This is a genomic window from Halegenticoccus soli, assembly GCF_002844195.1.
GTDB lineage: Archaea > Halobacteriota > Halobacteria > Halobacteriales > Haloferacaceae > Halegenticoccus > Halegenticoccus soli.
Genome location: NZ_PEND01000003.1, coordinates 480,061 through 497,389, shown reverse-complemented (window position 1 = coordinate 497,389; position 17,329 = coordinate 480,061). Strand labels below are relative to the sequence as shown.

Genomic DNA, 17,329 nt, shown 5'->3' with positions numbered 1-17,329 from the left:
GAGCATCGTACTGCACGCTTCGACCGCGCGGGGAGTACAGATGCCGTAGACAGTGAAAGTAAACTGTGCGGGCGCTGTCTCCCCTCCCTACTCGCGCCTGCGGCGCTCGGTGAGGAAGAGAGCTTAGTGCCCTCGATTAAAGCTAAACGCTGCCGGACGAGGGTCAGTAATGATGAGACGCATCAACCTCAACGTAGACTGGAGTTCTTTGCTGTATAGCATCTGGAAATTCAGCATCGACCCGGACAACGACATTCGCGTCGGCTACACTGAAGGATGGCTCGCGACCGATGGTAGCGTTGTTGCCGCTAGACCGTACAGAGTGCCATCTCGCCATGTGCACGCTCCGGGTAACCGAGACCTACGGCAGCCATCCTACGGGAACCGCTGTACTGTCGAGGATTCTCCGTGAGCTAGTCTGAGTCGGCCTGAATCTCGACTGGCCGATCCTGTGTCCCGTCATTTGTACGGTATTACCGAACAATTATGTGATCCGACGACAATACACAACCATGGCCAGAGAAACGGAATATCCAGTGAAGTCGGTTCGGACGGACTTCCTTATTCTCGAGGCGTTACAATCGCTTGGTGGGGCCAGAGTGACCGAACTAGCACGCTACCTGAACCTGCCGAAAAGTAGCGTCTACGACCACCTCAAAACGCTTCGAAACTGTGGATACGTCGAGAAACGCGGGACTACCTACGTACTCGACCTGGGGTTCGTTCCGCTCGGGGCCTCGGCACAACGCGAGTCGCGCATCTACCGTGCCGCGTCCGACGAGGTAACCACGATCGCCGATGAGACGGATGCGTATGCGACACTCACCGTGGCTATCGGGAAGCGCGCGGTCCTACTGATGAGCGTGAATCGGTGCGAGGAACTCACTCCCGACGGCGACGTTGGCGCCGAAATTTCCCTCAAACACAGTGCGCCGGGACGGGCGATCCTGGCGTCGCTTCCACACAGACGAGTGAAGGAGATACTTACGGATTCAAACGAGCCAGATGTCTGGGAGGGGGGTGAAAGCCATAGCCTGTCAGCAGAGCTCAGGACCATTAGGCGACGAGGTTACGCGACGGACACACCTAACAGCAACGTTCGCCGCGTCGCGGTTCCCATAACCGATCCGAGGGACCACGCCACGAGCGTGCTCAGTCTTACTGCACCATCGGAGTCCCCCGAACGGGAGATAACGCGCCTTCAGCGACGCAACTCCATCGGCTCTCCTCAACCGGCTCCCGGGGCGCAAGGAGACGTGATGGCGACCGAGCGTCGGTACACACTCGGAAATCGGGGCTCCATCGATGCGTCCAGTCAACCTGGAGGGACTGAAGGGAGCACGTCCTCCGATCTCGTTACGCGGGTCAAAGAGACAGTGGCCAACATCGAATCGAATCTCGCCGAGGAGGAATAACGATGACTGACGGTCGAAAACGCGACGACGATAGGGACACAGTGAGCGCGCATCGTGTGCCCGTATCGCCGGGACAGTCACTTATGGCGAGGACATCGGAACCGACGATTTCGTGTCACCGTCATCCGATCTCTGCGAACGGAAGACGTACCGTCGAGCCGAGAAACCTTGGTTACGGTAACGAATCTACCGAATACACATGGTGACTGAACAGATATATGTTCGAGAGACGCAGCCCATCGGACGCATCGCCCCGGAGATCTACGGCCACTTTGCCGAGCACCTCGGTCGCTGTATCTACGGTGGGATTTGGGCGGGCGAAGGATCACCGTTGTCGACGACCGACGGCCTCAGAGACGACACCATAGAGCTGCTCGCCGCGCTTGACCCATCGGTGCTCCGCTGGCCGGGGGGCTGCTTCGCGGAGGACTACTGCTGGGAAGATGGGGTCGGCCCCCGTCACGATCGGCCTCGCCGACGGAACCTCTGGTGGGCACAGGGTCGTCCGAACGAGACAGATGGTGGCGTGTTCGAGGAGCCGAACGAATTCGGGACCGACGAGTTCATGCGAACGTGTGAACTGTTGGACGCGGAACCGTATCTCGCGGCGAACGTCGGCACCGGAACGGCTCGGGAAGCGATGAACTGGGTCGAGTACTGTAACTCCGATGCGAACACAGCGTACACGCGGAGGCGCATCGAGAACGGCCACGAGGAGCCGTACGGCGTGACATATTGGGGCATCGGCAACGAGACGTACGGATGTGGAGGAAATTACGATCCCGACGACTACGGCCGGGATTACCGGACGTATGCGACCTTCATCCGCGGACTGGAGCGGAGCGGTTGCGTTGGCAACATCGAACTCGTTGCCTGTGGATTTATTGAACCGGACTGGAATCGACGGTTCATGGAAACGGTGGGGGGAAAGAGTATCTTCGAGCACACGACCCTCATCGACCACCTCTCCGTCCACCGGTATATTTCGACCGTACGGTCGACCGGGTTCACAACGGAACAGTACTACAAGAGCCTCGCGCGCTGTGCAGACATCGAAGCTGACATCGCGCGCTTGACGGAAACGCTTGCGGAGTTTGCCCCCTCCAGCAGTATCGGAATTATCGTCGACGAGTGGGGCGTCTGGCACCCGGAGGCGACATTCCAGAATGGCCTCGAACAGGCTCAAACGACCCGCGATGCGCTCGTTGCCGCCGCCTGTCTCGACATATTCAACACGAACGCCGACATGGTGACGATGGCCAATCTCGCACAGACAGTCAACGTGCTTCAGTGTGTCGTCCAGACGGATTCGGAAGAAGCGTGGCCCACGCAAACGTACCAAGTTTTTGACCTTTATAAGGACCATATGGACAGTATGGCCGTACGGACAACGGTGAACACCGGTCTCCACGAACTCGTGTCGCCGGAACAGGACCTGCCTTACGTGAGCGCGTCCGCGTCGACGCACGAGTCGGACGTGTTCATCACGTTCAGCAACCGACACCACGACGAAACCCGGACCGTAGAAATTAAAACCGAGGCGACGCCGAACCGGGCCAGCGCCGAGATCCTTTTCGCCGGAACGGCCGTCGACAAGGTCTTGACGGCCGCCAACGCCGACTCATTTACATCCGAACCTATCGATGTCGACGTTGAAAACGAGGGTATCTACCTGGACGTCGCGCCCACATCCGTCGTCGGACTCCACGTAGAGATCTGAATCCAAGGACGGTTGAGGGCTAGTTTCTTGGCCGACTGGCCGGGAACCACGATATCTCGGAGACGACGTTTCTCGTCGATGATATGGGCTGCCTGATTGCCCTGACCCAATGCCGCCTGTGCGGGCACATCGACTATGTCGATCGAAATATGAACAAAAGTGGATCCAAATGCTCGTGCTGTGGGTTGACCGGTTTCATCAAACGTGAATGGGTGGATAAGCCAGATTCCAGTACTAGCTCACCGTCTTCGTCCACTATGACAGTACGCGGCGACCAAACTAAGCTCCCATTGATCGTCCTCCTGCTAAGGAAGAGATGAAACGAAGACTAGATACTACCACGCGAAGAATTTACAATGAATTACAGAATAACTGGTAGTCAGTATAGTTAAGAGATGCCAACTAATCAGACCGAAGCAAGGGTGTGTCCACTCTGCGTAAAAGGATTCTTTCGCAACTCCTTCAGCTTCTTCTCCCTAAGGCGGTTACCCCTATTCTTCAAGTCGGATCGCTATTGTTACTCTCAATTGGAATATAATATGATGGATTCTGAATATATATCTAGCGTCACTGGAAAGTGTTTAGTCAAGACTATAGACGTCGACTGAATGCGATACAACAAATTGGACTTCTATTCGTATTGAAAGTGGTGATAAAACAGGGCTCTCATCAAAAGAGATAATGTGGTGAAGGATAAGGTCTAGTTACGATGCACGATCTAACGGGCTTTCAACGCGACCTCCTCTACGTGATCGCCTGGCAGAACAAGCCACATGGGTTGGCAGTTAAAGATGAGCTTGAAAAGTATTATGAAGCAGAGATCCATCACGGCCGCTTGTACCCAAACCTCGATACGCTTGTTGAGAAAGTCCTTGTGGAAAAAGGACAAGTCGATAGACGGACCAATTATTACGCGCTAACATCTCGTGGACGCAGAGAAATCCAAGCGCGTGCAGAGTGGGAATCTAATTATACCACCGCCTCAGAAGTTACCTCTGCGTAAAGGTTCACAGTTTCGTGGACGGAAAACGCAGTCGTATCCATCTAATTTTGGGACTGCGTCGGTTGAGCGAGTAGAATCATCACATTCGACGAAAGAGGAACGCGGTGTGACTACCGTCGGCGAAGCTCTCGGTATTTGTGCGATCTTAGTAATAGAATTCACGAAGGTCCTGTTGAAGTGGATCATCAAATGCATCGTCGAGAACCGTTGTTATCGCTCGACGAAGACGCTCAGAGAGGGCTTGAGTCGAAATATCAAACTCTTTAGCAAGTTCAGTCTGTGTCACGTTACGGGGAATATCGAAGTAGCCGCGAATGAACGCTGCCCGTAACACTTCGTACTGTGCCTGAGACAATGAAGCTGTAAACCCAATGTGTGCAGATTCAGAGTGAATTGACGTCCACTTTGCGGTAATACCTTGGTCTTGTAACTCTTCATGAATCGGTGAGAGAATCGATCTCGTCGGTGCTCTCAGTTTTAGTTTCCAGCCTTCGACTGTAATTTCACCATCGAGGAAGTGAACGCCATGACTGGAAAAGAGAGTGTGAAAAAGCGGGTAGAATTCGGTCTGTGACAGCTCAAGTTGATAGAAGCGGGCCGACGAATCTGCCGAGAGACACGACAGATAATTCACCACAGAGGATTCTTGAGCACTGGCTTCAAATCGGTCGAACTCGTCACCGCTTGCCCACACGAGAAGGTGTACTGGGGGCTCATCTAGAAACGGAAACTGTCCAGGCTCAAGCACTAACGTCATATCTGGCACGGGCGCGAGAATCTCATGGAAAACAGGGGAGTCAAATGAAAGAGTTGCCGTAATCATTGTTCCCGAGTAATCCTCCATCTACTATCTGCCTCCGTTTCCAGGGGTATAGTTCCACGGGTAGTCTTAGAAATAATATCAAATAGGTCGATTGTATTCCATATGGGGACTACCTCTGTTTGACGAGGCGGTAGAACTCGTCGTGGCCGTTCTACGATCGACTTACTCTACACTGATGCGAGTGTCCCACCGGGGTTCCAGACGTACCCTCGTGGGATTGAAAGAAGGACCCCGCACCGTCTTGCACCCGTTCGACATGCGTTCCAGACGTACCCTCGTGGGATTGAAAGTGGAGATTATCCTTGCGCGCGGTCACCGACACGAGCGTTCCAGACGTACCCTCGTGGGATTGAAAGATCGTACTTACAAAGGTGGTATGTCTCCTCAAGGCTAGTTCCAGACGTACCCTCGTGGGATTGAAAGTTCTTCGGCAAGCAGCTTGAGCGTCTCCTCGGGGTGGTTCCAGACGTACCCTCGTGGGATTGAAAGACGATCTCGTTTTCGTACCGTTTTCCTTGCTTGCTCAGTTCCAGACGTACCCTCGTGGGATTGAAAGAACACGCCAACACCGTACAGCGACCCCGCAGACGTGTTCCAGACGTACCCTCGTGGGATTGAAAGACCAACGGCCTCCGCTTGGCGGGCATCATCCTCTCGTTCCAGACGTACCCTCGTGGGATTGAAAGGACCCACGCGATAAGCGAACTGAAGTCGCGTTGGACGTTCCAGACGTACCCTCGTGGGATTGAAAGGAAGTGGGCGGACTCACCCTGCACGTGGTCTCGTTGTTCCAGACGTACCCTCGTGGGATTGAAAGCCCGCCAGGAAACAACTGGTGAAACGGACGTCATCAGTTCCAGACGTACCCTCGTGGGATTGAAAGTTCAATGACGACAAGGCGGCGCAGAAGGCACGCGAGTTCCAGACGTACCCTCGTGGGATTGAAAGTTCGCGTACTCGTTCAGGTTCTCGCCGTACCAGCCGTTCCAGACGTACCCTCGTGGGATTGAAAGATGATGCAGACGGCACACGACTCGGTGAAGGGGTGTTCCAGACGTACCCTCGTGGGATTGAAAGATGAGCGCCGGGACGACGACGTCGACGGTTTTCATGAGTTCCAGACGTACCCTCGTGGGATTGAAAGGCGAGAGAACTGCGATTTATCGAGCGTGAGCTCTTGCGTTCCAGACGTACCCTCGTGGGATTGAAAGCACGCCCGAATGCATGTCGAACGGGTGCAAGACGGGTTCCAGACGTACCCTCGTGGGATTGAAAGTTCGTCGCGCCGGTCGTTATGTCGCCCTCGCCGATCGTTCCAGACGTACCCTCGTGGGATTGAAAGCGCCTCGGCACCGACGCGCATGCCCTCGAACTCCGGTTCCAGACGTACCCTCGTGGGATTGAAAGGCATTTGATTCGTACGATCAGCACGGGGACCCCCGTTCCAGACGTACCCTCGTGGGATTGAAAGCGTGTGAACAGGAGTTCGAGCGAGTCGCGGTGCACGTTCCAGACGTACCCTCGTGGGATTGAAAGTCCTGAAGAGCCATATGTGTGGGTAAGTCTTGGTTGTTCCAGACGTACCCTCGTGGGATTGAAAGCACTTGGAGTCTCAATGTCGGTTATGCCCGTCTCTGTTCCAGACGTACCCTCGTGGGATTGAAAGTACCGACGGCGGCCGAGGACTGTCGCGATCACACCGGGTTCCAGACGTACCCTCGTGGGATTGAAAGCGGAACGGCCTCGCGTTTGCCAAGCGCGTCATGCCCGCGTTCCAGACGTACCCTCGTGGGATTGAAAGCCGGTGATGACGTAGGCACCAAGGTCGCTTGTCGCGTTCCAGACGTACCCTCGTGGGATTGAAAGACAGCCGTATCCCGGCCGTGGTCCGGGGGACAAAGGTTCCAGACGTACCCTCGTGGGATTGAAAGCCCCATAGGTCGCCCGGGTCGGGGTCCCAGACGAAGTTCCAGACGTACCCTCGTGGGATTGAAAGCCCTGGTGGTAGGTGTCCGAATCCTTTGAGACACCGGTTCCAGACGTACCCTCGTGGGATTGAAAGACCGGAGAACTGAGTGAGATGGGGATCGATGTCACGTTCCAGACGTACCCTCGTGGGATTGAAAGACCGGAGAACTGAGTGAGATGGGGATCGATGTCACGTTCCAGACGTACCCTCGTGGGATTGAAAGACGGTTCCAGCACGTCCATTTCGGCTGGATCTGTGAGTTCCAGACGTACCCTCGTGGGATTGAAAGTGGGTCTCGGGCTAACGGTTCGGACGCAACATCCTGGGTTCCAGACGTACCCTCGTGGGATTGAAAGGACTCACCGGGCAATCGGCGGCAAAGACGTTCGAGGGTTCCAGACGTACCCTCGTGGGATTGAAAGAACCAGACGAAGGGCGGCCGCGAGAAGCTAGAGGTGGTTCCAGACGTACCCTCGTGGGATTGAAAGATGAACACCGTTCGTGACCGCGTCCACGAGCTCCCGTTCCAGACGTACCCTCGTGGGATTGAAAGGATGTAGCCGCCGGTGTCGAGCTGGGGGAGTCGGAGTTCCAGACGTACCCTCGTGGGATTGAAAGAGAGAAAAGTGGACAGGGCTTAGTCGTCCCGTCCAGTTCCAGACGTACCCTCGTGGGATTGAAAGTCGATCTCGACCTTCACCGGGTCTCTGGCGACGTAGTTCCAGACGTACCCTCGTGGGATTGAAAGACGAGACGAATCAGTCCGAGCAGCCCGAGTACTTGTTCCAGACGTACCCTCGTGGGATTGAAAGTCCTCACTACTACCTACGGGATACATTGACTTAAGCTGTTCCAGACGTACCCTCGTGGGATTGAAAGTTTAGCGTATACCCGTCCTTCCATGCGTGACCGAACGGTTCCAGATGTACCCTCGTGGGATTGAAAGTCGGGCATGGGCGAGAAGATGAAGTCCGCCGGGATGTTCCAGATGTACCCTCGTGGGATTACATGGCGTGCGAGCACATGCTCCCTCTTTCGCGCTCGTTCCATCAGCTAGAAAGCCCGAGACGGAATTGAAACTCGCACGATGCCGTGATGGATCATCTGTAGGTCGTGTTGCAGCAGCTAAAAAACTACAGGTGAATTCGGGCTCAAGAAGTTCACGGTTATAGATCATACACTATCTTTTTCCCGCGGATCAGAAACGAATGCGAATAACCGCGTAGGGGAATGAATAAGGCGAACGTGTTCATGCGCTTCAAGCACTTCTAAACGGTTGTAGACGCTATTTCTCGAAAATCCAGTCTCATCGACAAGATACCCTTTTGTCGCAAGTCCCCATGGCTCATCACCATCCCGACCGCGTTTGAGTACATCGAGTATTGCCCTATCCGTCCGGGTCAGATCGGACGCATCCATATGCTCTACTCCAAGGGCCATACGCCTAATAACATTGCCTACGCAAAAAGAATTGGCACATCGAGGCCTCGTTTTGAATGTGCATTATGCACAACTTTTAAGGTACAGGGAGAATATAGTCTAGGTGAGGCAGTGGACGGCCGCCAGAACGCGGTCCGGTGTTGCAGCACCGAACCGCTGCCTTGGAGAAGGCACCAATGAGTACGATTTGCTCCCGACAAAACAGTACCGACACACTCGCCAGAGAGATCGCCGACGCACTCGCCAACTCGTTCACAATCGGCGTCGACAAACAGGGCCACATTCACCACTACTACCGACCGGCTGATTCAGTCATAGTCTACGACGCAACTGATGTTCGTTTTCGTCAACACCTCAACGGACGGACTGTCCGAGAATGGCGTACGTTCGTCGCCAAAGATCGCGGCTGGAAGCACACCGGTCAACTGGCTCACATTGGAGAAATCGTCGACACACGGCGAAAGGAGGTCGAGGCCTGATGCTTGATCTCTGCAACTCCTGTAAGCCTAGCGCTTCGACCCACATCCAAACCCAACTCCCCACAGCGTGCGACACCTGCGCCGAACTCGGCACACTCCCGTGCTTCGAGTGTTTCTGTGTCATGGAGGGCCACAAATGAGCGTCCTCCACACCGAATTCACCCTTCCGTTCAGCCGAACCCTCCGGATCGAGATCTACCTCGAAACCTCCGAGTTCCCCTCGGGAAAAAAACGTCTGTACACTGAATCGGCGCTCGAACTCCAGCGCGACTAACCTTCCTCCCCATTCCAATGTTGCTTGAGCAATTGCTCTTGGGCCTACGCATCGACACCGGCACGACCACCACCTGCACCGAGTGCACTCGCAAACTCACTGAATGCGATCCGGTGACCGTCCGACTCCACCAGAACAGACAAGACACCCGGTGGCACCTCGCGGCGTGCTACTGTCTCAGCTGTGCACCCCTCTCCTTCGACGAGCTCCCGCCCACGCTCGGCACCCACCTCCTCTGTGAAGGACGCATCGGCATCACCCAAGACGGCCAGACCCAACAGACCTGGCCCGTCCTCATTAGCCCGACGATCATCGAGACCACCCGCCGAACGCACGTCACCTACCACACTGCACAGGAGGTGCCCGAATGAGCACCCACTCACCCACTGGCCGCTCGAACTCGTCCGTCGAGACCGACCACCAGGCGGTCATGGAGCGCCTCGCCGAACTCGAAACGACGGTTGAGCACCTCCAGGCTGAAAACGAGCACCTACGAGAGCAACTCGCCGAGAAGGACGCCCAACTCGACGCCTACGAGAAGCGCCTCGACGATCTCGAAGCCCGCCAACACGTCGAGCTCCGCGATGTCGACGACGACGCTGACGCAGCACTTGAGAACATCTGGATCGCCGGCCAGCCCGTCGGTCGACTCCTCGATTCGAGTTGCAAGCGGTCCAAATCGCTCTCGAAGCGCGTTGACGACCTCGAAGCAGCCGATCCCGAGCAACTCACAAAGGATCTCCGCCAAGAGCAGATTACACGGACGAAAGCCGACGCGCAAATCCGTGCTCGACTCTCTCAATGTGAAGATGACCTTGGGATCCAGAAGCCTGACGCACTGTCGACCGAACAGGGCGGTGAAGACGCCCAGCACCTCTCGAAATTAGAGCGGTTCATCCGCCATGGTGCGGAGGCAGTTGTCGATCGCGTCTACCCCGTCCATGAACGCGCGCGTGAGATCGCACTGCACTTCGGCGAATGGGGAACCAAGATCAGCGACGCCAACGGGAAGCGCGTTCGCTTGTGCTCGAAGAAGGACAAGTTGAAGACGCATCTCGAAGCGGTGTTCGGCCAGCGCTTCCAGTGGGTCGAAGTGTACCGAGCGATCGAGAAACTCGCCGAACTCGCTCATGGGTCGCCGTTGTGGTGCAGGCGGGGGCAGAAGGGCGAGGGCAAGTACGTCCTCGAACTGCGGATGAGTGATGGTCGCGGTCCCTCGTTCGCTCGGGGGCACGGTGAATGACTTCGGGTCTTACAGCTGTTGTAAGTCGGGTGCACCCTCGTGGGTGTAATCGCGATCGCATAGTCGGCCGCATCCCATCACGCTAGGAGCACGTTCCCTCGCTGTATGAGGACTGGGCGGTTGGGTTGGCGGGGTGGGTAGTAGTGAGTGCGGCTTCTCGAACGGCAGTCGACGGCAGTCATGGGGACAGCCACGGGAGAGTGTCCGCTTACAGCAGGTGTAAGAATTGCAGGGGGAGACCGGGAGTGGGGATCTCCTCGACAATCTGTCGACCGATGCCGTATCGACATGCCGCCCCCGTCGTCTTCGATTGGGTATCGGAACATACGGAACTGACACCCATCGGCCTATGTCGCGTCTCCACACAGTATCGACCGTCCATGTCGAGTGACTCCACAGAACCCACGTCCAAGACGACGGCGCGTCAGGGCGAACATCCACTCTGCGAACACTGTGGCGACTACCACCCTCGCTGGGAATATACCGAGACAGTAGAGAGTAGTCTTCCACACCTCACGTGTCCAAGCTGCGGCAGGACGTTCAGCTACTGGACGCATCTCGATATCCATACTGGCCTGTTCGTTACGATCAACAGATACCGCCACGGGGACCACGCCGCGAAAATAGCTCACACACTCACTCGCTACGAACAAGGAACCCGAGAACTCGTGGCCTTAGATGCCGAGTGTACGAGAGCTCTCTACTGTAACACTGCGGCAGAGGCACTCGTTGCCGTTGAGTTCGACAAACATGGTGTGTCCGAATCTGGAGAACGGGTTGCAGACGTGAGTGACGCACGCGCGTGGATCGATGCCTACGGAGATGATCTTGTATGGGTTCATCCGCGGTATCTCGACTAATGCAAAAACTCCGACGAGAAGCCACTCTCTGGCCGTGTTGAACTTCGAGCGGTCTCCAAGTTGGGTAGGTGCGTCACGACGCAAAAGGGATTCACTACCGACTGAATATGCGCTGCGCCCACACTCCGCGCACCTGAGACCGTATTGACACGTAGGGACAGACTTTTCACCACGTCCTATCACCAGACTCGTCGCGTAGTACAATACATGAGTGGAAGCGTGCTGCTCGGGTTTGGTGCGAAGCTCACCTTCGACAGCCATCCCACTACGTAAGCGAACGCGGTTCTCTGTCTCTTCTGATGAGAGAGGTAAACTACCCTACCCTATCCTACTTCGCTCACCCCATACGGGGTTCGCTCGTTGAGGGGAGGGCTTTGATGTGGACTCCCAGCAATCAGCCCCCAGCAATAGGCTGGTGACTCTTGCCGTTCAACGTCAGTTCAAAGTCGCTGAGCTGGTGTGGGTTAGTTGGAAGAGGGGAGAGTGGAACGCAGTCGATACGAAGCCGTCTTTACTCGTAGAATCCGTATGCGCGCTTTTCCATGCGCTTTTGCTCGAAGTACTCATAGATCTGCCTCTGGTAGCACCCATCTCGGGTGACAACAAGCGTGAGATCTTCAACGTCGTCGATGGCAATCCCGCCAGTAACGTGGTCGTGGTCGAGTGAAAACATCACCCAAGCTAGTCTGTATCTCAGCTATAGGTATTTCTGTTTCTCTCTGAGATCTGCGCAGTGCCAATACGGGATTTGACAATTCGTCTGGCAGGGCAGTAAGAACAAAGAGCACCTGCATCGAACTAGACAAAATTCTCTTAGCGAAGGCGCATAATCCAGCTAGAGAACTCAGCCGACTGAGGATTTGTCTCACTCTCTCCGATAAACGGCGAGATCAGATCTCCTGCCATGAGGAGACTGAAATCGAGCAACTTCGCTGTCGGTGTCAAAAAGTAGGTGACTCGACCATTGTATGCCGTTTCTTCCCGTTTAATAAGCTCTTCATCGAGGAGCGTCGTCACGATTCTACTTCCTTGCCGTGAAGAAATATCTAGCTCTTTCCAAAATTCGCTCTGATAGATCCCATTTTGGTCGTAGATTAATTCCAATCCTGCTTGTTCTGTCTCAGAAAGGCCGTTTTTCATGCGCCAGATACAATCAACTAATAGATCTACGCGCAAATATATATTGCTCTCTCAGTGGCCCACGAGGAACTCGACGTACCGAGCCTCACCATTCAGCGAGAACTAACTCTCTAAAAGGGTCAGGAGCGGTCAGACGCGTAGGTACCTCTCACAGACTACTTACTCAGCAGATACTGAGATCCCAGAACCAGATTCACACCAAGAAGCGTGGCAGGTACCGAACCCCAGCGTGCAGACTAGGGACTGTACTCAGGCGACTGCACCTCAATCGTCTCTGCAATGTTATCGAGCTGCTCGCCGATCGTCGCTACGAGATCATCAAGTGTGACGATCCCAGTGAGTGTACCGTTTTCGTCGACCACCGGGATACGGCGGACGTGATGCTCCTCGATGGTTCGTGAAATTTCCATCGCCTCCTCTCCTTCCTGGAGCGTCACGGGATCTTCTGTCATAACGTCTGCAGCGGTGAGAGAGGTGAAGTCTTCCGTCTCGTTCAGTGCAAGGACAACATCTCGATCGGTGACGATGCCGACGGGCTTGTCGTCTTCCGTGATAACGATTGCACCGACACTCTCTGCAGCAAGTTGGGCGATGATCTCATCGACTGGTGTATCTCTGGTTGCCGTTACGACGTCGTCAGGACCGAGGTGACCAACAGGCATTGTTCCACTAGGGGTATTTCTCGTGAAACGTGTTCACCGTGATGGCTGGAAATCCCAGCGTTTCGTATACAATACCGCTCCCGAAACGCGTGATTATGAACATTGTTAGGAAGATAACTGGTAGAAGTTGAAAGATAAACTAAACTAAACTAAACTAAACTCTGTACTCATCGTCTGTAGGTTCCGAGGTTACACGCAATCAAGGAGAAAGCCCACGACTTGAGTCGTGGGAGTAGTCTCTTTGCTGAGTGAGTAAGACATCGGGCATAATCTGAGTACCGCGTACAGACACGTCTACTAGCTTCGTGGAAAATAGCGGATAGAGATATCACTGCTTTGGAGGGGGCCAGAGGTGAACATTCGACAGAAAAGAGATGAAGAATTAGAACTCGTCACCTACCCGATACAGGGACAATTCCTCAGCTTCATAGATATTAATGAGTTCGTTAACGATTTCATCATACGGCTCGTCGTCAACACGCAGTTGGTCAAGGCGATCGAGCGTCTCTTGCTTCAGGGTGATTTCAGACATCGACTGCGCCATAGACGGGAGTAGGTAAACCCCTTCGTTTGTCTTGATGTTGAGAATCTAGTCACCAACCTCATCTCATTGTGAATGTTTGACCACAACGGGTGAGTGTTTCGAGGGCAAGAAAAGTCACAAATCCGTAGAGGAAGCCAGTTAGTTGAATGAATGTGGGGAGAGGTCATACTGATGGATGTCAGTTGAGCCACAGTGGGAACATTTAGTAGCAGACGATTGTAGCGTCATTCCACAGCGACGACATTGACAGAATACCTCATCAGGTCGTTCCTCGATGACAGTCCGTACGAGCCAGGTAAGTGCACTCATAGGGAACCCTCTAAGCTGGGGTTCTAGGCACTTTCTTCTGAAGGTGTAAAAATCCAGGGTGAGTAGAACTTCGTACTTACCCTTATCACGAGGTTAACACGGGCGAATTCATGAAGACAGGAGGATCGGTGTTTTGCATGAAGGTAATGTCCCATCACCAGGCAGGGAGGAGCGATCATTTCGAACACGCCTTCTTTTTCACACCACAGCTAGCAGCTAGGACCGAGCCTAATCGATCAGACCGAAGAACAGAAACGATGAGTGGATGGTCCGCAAGTATCTTCATCACGGTTAGGAGTTCCTTCCAGGGTCGTGTCTGTGACGAGGAATCGAGGCACGACACAGGTGGTAGAGCATCACCCACCCCCCTCGTTTTGAATGAGATGCCACTAGTGCTGGTTCTCTTATCCTCAAATAGAATTTACACGGGAAAGCACCTACACGATAGACATTTTCAAATTACGAATTACTAGTGTTCTCATTGTCGACGAAGATATCTTCGTCTTTGCTCCTGAATAACTTAATGAACTTTACTCACTACTCCAATATAAATCTTCCTGTATTAAGCCCGGTCGTATAGGGAAACATTGATCGAGTAAAAACGCAGTGATCCCCACCGAGAGGTATTGCAAAGACGATCGTGGATATCGAGTCGTAGAGAATCATAGGAGTAGTACCAATGGTACTCTCATTCCAAATTAGGGGGGTGTGGGGCAGTAATCTCATACGAAGGGATGGTGAGTCCATTTCCCTCACTCAAAACCAGGGGGGTCTCAATTTCCGGTCTCCGCTGTATTTCTCACTCAAAACCAGGGGGGTCTCAATTTCCGGTCTCCGCTGTATTTCTCACTCAAAACCAGGGGTGGTCCTCGGTTCGATCACTGACGGCTAGAACCGGAGTAGACTCATTCAAAACGAGGGGGGGGTCTCAAGATCAGTGACCTCCACGCCCTCAAGGCGTGGCATCCCACCGCGGGATATCGGCCAGTGGCCTTCGAGGGTTTACCCCGCACTCTCACAGGAACCGGCGACATCTCGGAAGACTGTGTCTTCTGACGAGTCCGCGAGAGCTTCGCTCGCGCAAGACACCGGGGGAACCTCTCGGGTTACCTCCCGTGAGAGGGCTATGGCCCGGTCACTCAGGCCCCGTCTCCAGCCGAGTTATCGGCATGCGTATCTTCTCTGGCATGGCTCTCTCCGCTAGAGTAGCACACGGAACCAGGACGTACAGACGCGTGACCGTCCCGCCGTAGGATCTCCGGCCCGGCAACCAACGGCGGATGCTAAGCCGGGCCTACCGTTCGACCCGCGCCTGAAGATGCGGGTATGCGCTCGAAGCTTCTCTCAAACTGCCCTTTTGATCTCAATCCAACCGCGGTTTTCAGTATCAGATTGGTTTCTGCCGTATTGCGGGCATACCTTGTTGAATTCCCGGTCGTAGATTCAAAACGGGGTGGATTAATTATTTACGGTAGTAGTGTTTCAGTCTGTCTATGACTGACGACGCCGATGGTGACTCTCGCGACCTGCCGAGAGACTCTCTTCACGATCCGTCGAAAGATCCGCTCTTTGGCCTGGATAAAGAAGAGGGGCCACTTGGGTCACCGATTTTCGCGAATCGTGATTTACTTGTCGTCGGAACTGTTCCTGAGGAAGACCGAATTGTCGGCCGAGATCCCGAGATCGAAGCGGTTGCGAATGAAATTCGCCATGTGGTCCATGGAGAGCAACCGAATCACGTCATTATCCTTGGGGAGACTGGAACGGGGAAATCACTCGTCACACAGCACGTGAGCCGACGAGCGGTTCAATCTGCTCGCGCGCTCCAGGTGGATGCCGGGAGCGTCTATGTTGAGTGTAAAAGTCACAATACTGAAACACGTGTCGCTCGGAAGATTGCCATGGATTTGGAGAGCGATGCGAACGCCGGGATTGATATCCCACGATTTGGCCTCGGTTCAACTGAGTACTTTAGCTATGCGTACGAGATTCTCAACGACCATTACGACGGTGTGATCATTATCCTTGATGAAGTGGATAAACTCGACAACAGCGTCGATATTCTCCACGAGCTCTCTCGTGCCCGAGAGGCGGGCCACACTGATGCCTATATCGGGATTATCGCCATTTCGAATCAAGTTGAATATGGAAAGAAGCTCAACGCGCGTGTTGAAAGCTCAATGCGGACATCTGAATTCGTTTTTGAACCCTACGACGCTCGGCAACTCGAGTTGATTCTCGAACACCGACGTGATGCCTTTCGGGATGAGGTTCTTCAAGATGGCGTCATTCCTCTAACCGCTGAAATCTCTGCAGACGAACATGGCGATGCGCGGAAGGCCGTCGACATTCTCCGGTTAGCGGGCGATCTTGCTGAACGTCAAGACGAGACGCACGTCAAGATCGATCATATTGAGCAAGCAAAAGAAAAGGCAGAGGTCGATCAAGTGAAGGAGACAATCGAAGTGACGACTCCTCAAGCGAAACTCATCCTCTATGCGCTTGCGAAACTAAACTTACATCGAGAACAGCCGTACAGAACGAGTGAGATCTATGATCGGTATGAACTCGTGGCGCGAGACGTCCGATCAAACGTGGTAAGCGATGAGCGTGTCTACCAAATTCTTAAAAAAATGTCCCTCATTGGGGTTACTGAATCGACGCGAGTCGGCGGTGGCCCTAATCAAGGGGTGTATTTAGAACACGAGTTACTCCGTGATCCGGATATCGTCCTCTCGGCTGTTCTCCGGAGTGACGATCGGTTGAAAGAGCTTGAAGGGGTGTGAATTCGAGAGCCATTCCTCTTGTGTTCGGCGTTTCCATCCTGACGGAAGTTTCGGCATCCCATGTTTCATACCCCCCTCGTTTTGAATGACAGGTTTCACGAGGGGCGGTCCTCCTCTGGGCTCTCGAGCTCACTTCTCATTCAAAACGAGGGGTGTCTTGCGCGCGTCTGACGACCCCTCTCCTAGAGATGGGGGGGATCGGTGTGCCCTCCACCAAGCAACGTACGAGCACGATCTCAGACGACGCTTCGACATCCTCCCACGGCTACAGCCGTGGGATTCCTTCGGTCGGGGTCTATCCGCCGACAAGGATGACTTGACACGCGAATTTCGGCGAGGAGATTGACCGCTACTTGGTACGAGGTAGTGCAACTAGTGTAGTTGAGTTCGATTTCGTTACTGGCAACACCGGTTTAGCTGAATTGAGGCGCTAAGTTCCCTTCCTCAGCGAGCGACCAACGGGAGCGAGTAGGGAGGGGAGACAGCGTTCACAAGAGCTTCGCTCTTGTGTGCGAACGAGACGCTTTGCGTCTCGTCAACGTCACCAGAAGCCGCAGGCTTCTGGTTGGCAGCCAGAACGCTCCGCGTTCTGGCGACGCCCGCACGGTTCTCAGACACCATCTCCGTTACAGTTACTCTCTGTGCGGTTGCTAAGGATAGTA

At 54.3% G+C, this 17,329-nt stretch carries 13 protein-coding genes and 1 CRISPR repeat array; of the genes, 7 read left to right on the top strand and 6 right to left on the bottom strand.

Features of this window, described 5'->3' with window-relative positions:
• The first annotated feature begins 512 nt into the window (after positions 1-512).
• The 3 genes from CNO20_RS10880 to CNO20_RS10870 all read left to right on the top strand — a co-directional run bounded on the left by CNO20_RS10880 (position 513) and on the right by CNO20_RS10870 (position 4,138).
• Positions 513-1,415, top strand: coding sequence for an IclR family transcriptional regulator (locus CNO20_RS10880; protein ID WP_101296134.1), 903 nt, complete (start codon positions 513-515; stop codon positions 1,413-1,415).
• 202 nt (positions 1,416-1,617) lie between these two features.
• Positions 1,618-3,135 carry an alpha-N-arabinofuranosidase gene (locus CNO20_RS10875; protein WP_394337260.1) on the top strand — a complete coding sequence of 506 codons (1,518 nt, stop codon included), beginning with the start codon at positions 1,618-1,620 and terminating at the stop codon, positions 3,133-3,135.
• 709 nt (positions 3,136-3,844) lie between these two features.
• Positions 3,845-4,138, top strand: a complete 294-nt coding sequence (locus CNO20_RS10870; protein WP_101296132.1) for a PadR family transcriptional regulator — start codon at positions 3,845-3,847, stop codon at positions 4,136-4,138.
• Between the two features lie 145 nt (positions 4,139-4,283).
• On the opposite strand, the gene CNO20_RS10865 is transcribed toward CNO20_RS10870, so the two are convergent.
• Together CNO20_RS10865 and CNO20_RS10860 are read right to left on the bottom strand one after the other, a co-directional pair.
• Complete coding sequence (locus CNO20_RS10865) at positions 4,284-4,982, bottom strand: helix-turn-helix domain-containing protein (protein ID WP_101296131.1); 699 nt, start codon at positions 4,980-4,982, stop codon at positions 4,284-4,286.
• A 173-nt stretch (positions 4,983-5,155) separates the two neighbouring features.
• Positions 5,156-7,941: a CRISPR direct-repeat array (repeat unit 30 nt; unit sequence GTTCCAGACGTACCCTCGTGGGATTGAAAG).
• Between the two features lie 162 nt (positions 7,942-8,103).
• Positions 8,104-8,370 (bottom strand): ArsR family transcriptional regulator, encoded by a 267-nt coding sequence (locus tag CNO20_RS10860; protein ID WP_233204125.1) that lies wholly within the window; start codon positions 8,368-8,370, stop codon positions 8,104-8,106.
• 615 nt (positions 8,371-8,985) lie between these two features.
• Here CNO20_RS10860 and CNO20_RS23010 point away from each other — a divergent pair.
• The 3 genes from CNO20_RS23010 (at position 8,986) to CNO20_RS10845 (ending at position 10,366) form a co-directional block, all read left to right on the top strand.
• Positions 8,986-9,123, top strand: coding sequence for a hypothetical protein (locus CNO20_RS23010; protein WP_158237404.1), 138 nt, complete (start codon positions 8,986-8,988; stop codon positions 9,121-9,123).
• 113 nt (positions 9,124-9,236) lie between these two features.
• Entirely contained in the window at positions 9,237-9,494 is a 258-nt protein-coding gene (locus tag CNO20_RS10850) for a DUF8112 family protein (protein ID WP_143423199.1), read from the top strand.
• A 59-nt stretch (positions 9,495-9,553) separates the two neighbouring features.
• A complete protein-coding gene (locus CNO20_RS10845) occupies positions 9,554-10,366 on the top strand; it encodes a hypothetical protein (protein ID WP_143423198.1) in 813 nt (270 codons plus the stop codon).
• A 1,371-nt stretch (positions 10,367-11,737) separates the two neighbouring features.
• Here the strand turns inward: CNO20_RS10845 and CNO20_RS23005 are convergent.
• The 4 genes from CNO20_RS23005 to CNO20_RS23340 all read right to left on the bottom strand — a co-directional run bounded on the left by CNO20_RS23005 (position 11,738) and on the right by CNO20_RS23340 (position 13,560).
• Positions 11,738-11,899, bottom strand: a complete 162-nt coding sequence (locus CNO20_RS23005) for a hypothetical protein (RefSeq protein WP_158237403.1) — start codon at positions 11,897-11,899, stop codon at positions 11,738-11,740.
• A gap of 140 nt (positions 11,900-12,039) precedes the next feature.
• Positions 12,040-12,366: a helix-turn-helix transcriptional regulator gene (locus CNO20_RS10840; protein ID WP_101296127.1), complete on the bottom strand. Its 327-nt coding sequence runs from the start codon at positions 12,364-12,366 to the stop codon at positions 12,040-12,042.
• A gap of 236 nt (positions 12,367-12,602) precedes the next feature.
• Positions 12,603-13,028, bottom strand: coding sequence for a CBS domain-containing protein (locus tag CNO20_RS10835; RefSeq protein ID WP_101296126.1), 426 nt, complete (start codon positions 13,026-13,028; stop codon positions 12,603-12,605).
• Positions 13,029-13,410: 382 nt separating this feature from the next.
• The gene (locus tag CNO20_RS23340) at positions 13,411-13,560 is read right to left on the bottom strand and encodes a DUF7557 family protein (protein ID WP_199174806.1); all 150 of its coding nucleotides are present in this window, start codon (positions 13,558-13,560) and stop codon (positions 13,411-13,413) included.
• A 1,814-nt stretch (positions 13,561-15,374) separates the two neighbouring features.
• Between CNO20_RS23340 and CNO20_RS10830 the strand changes: the two genes are divergently transcribed.
• A complete protein-coding gene (locus CNO20_RS10830; protein ID WP_101296125.1) occupies positions 15,375-16,667 on the top strand; it encodes a Cdc6/Cdc18 family protein in 1,293 nt (430 codons plus the stop codon).
• The last annotated feature ends 662 nt before the right edge of the window (positions 16,668-17,329 follow it).

Coding starts and splice junctions, on each gene's coding strand:
- CNO20_RS10830 (WP_101296125.1), top strand. CDS start 15,375: ATGACTGACGACGCCGATGGTGACTCTCGCGACCTGCCGAGAGACTCT.
- CNO20_RS10835 (WP_101296126.1), bottom strand. CDS start 13,028: ATGCCTGTTGGTCACCTCGGTCCTGACGACGTCGTAACGGCAACCAGA.
- CNO20_RS23005 (WP_158237403.1), bottom strand. CDS start 11,899: ATGTTTTCACTCGACCACGACCACGTTACTGGCGGGATTGCCATCGAC.
- CNO20_RS10845 (WP_143423198.1), top strand. CDS start 9,554: ATGGAGCGCCTCGCCGAACTCGAAACGACGGTTGAGCACCTCCAGGCT.
- CNO20_RS10860 (WP_233204125.1), bottom strand. CDS start 8,370: ATGGCCCTTGGAGTAGAGCATATGGATGCGTCCGATCTGACCCGGACG.
- CNO20_RS23340 (WP_199174806.1), bottom strand. CDS start 13,560: ATGTCTGAAATCACCCTGAAGCAAGAGACGCTCGATCGCCTTGACCAA.
- CNO20_RS10865 (WP_101296131.1), bottom strand. CDS start 4,982: ATGGAGGATTACTCGGGAACAATGATTACGGCAACTCTTTCATTTGAC.
- CNO20_RS23010 (WP_158237404.1), top strand. CDS start 8,986: ATGAGCGTCCTCCACACCGAATTCACCCTTCCGTTCAGCCGAACCCTC.
- CNO20_RS10840 (WP_101296127.1), bottom strand. CDS start 12,366: ATGAAAAACGGCCTTTCTGAGACAGAACAAGCAGGATTGGAATTAATC.
- CNO20_RS10870 (WP_101296132.1), top strand. CDS start 3,845: ATGCACGATCTAACGGGCTTTCAACGCGACCTCCTCTACGTGATCGCC.
- CNO20_RS10880 (WP_101296134.1), top strand. CDS start 513: ATGGCCAGAGAAACGGAATATCCAGTGAAGTCGGTTCGGACGGACTTC.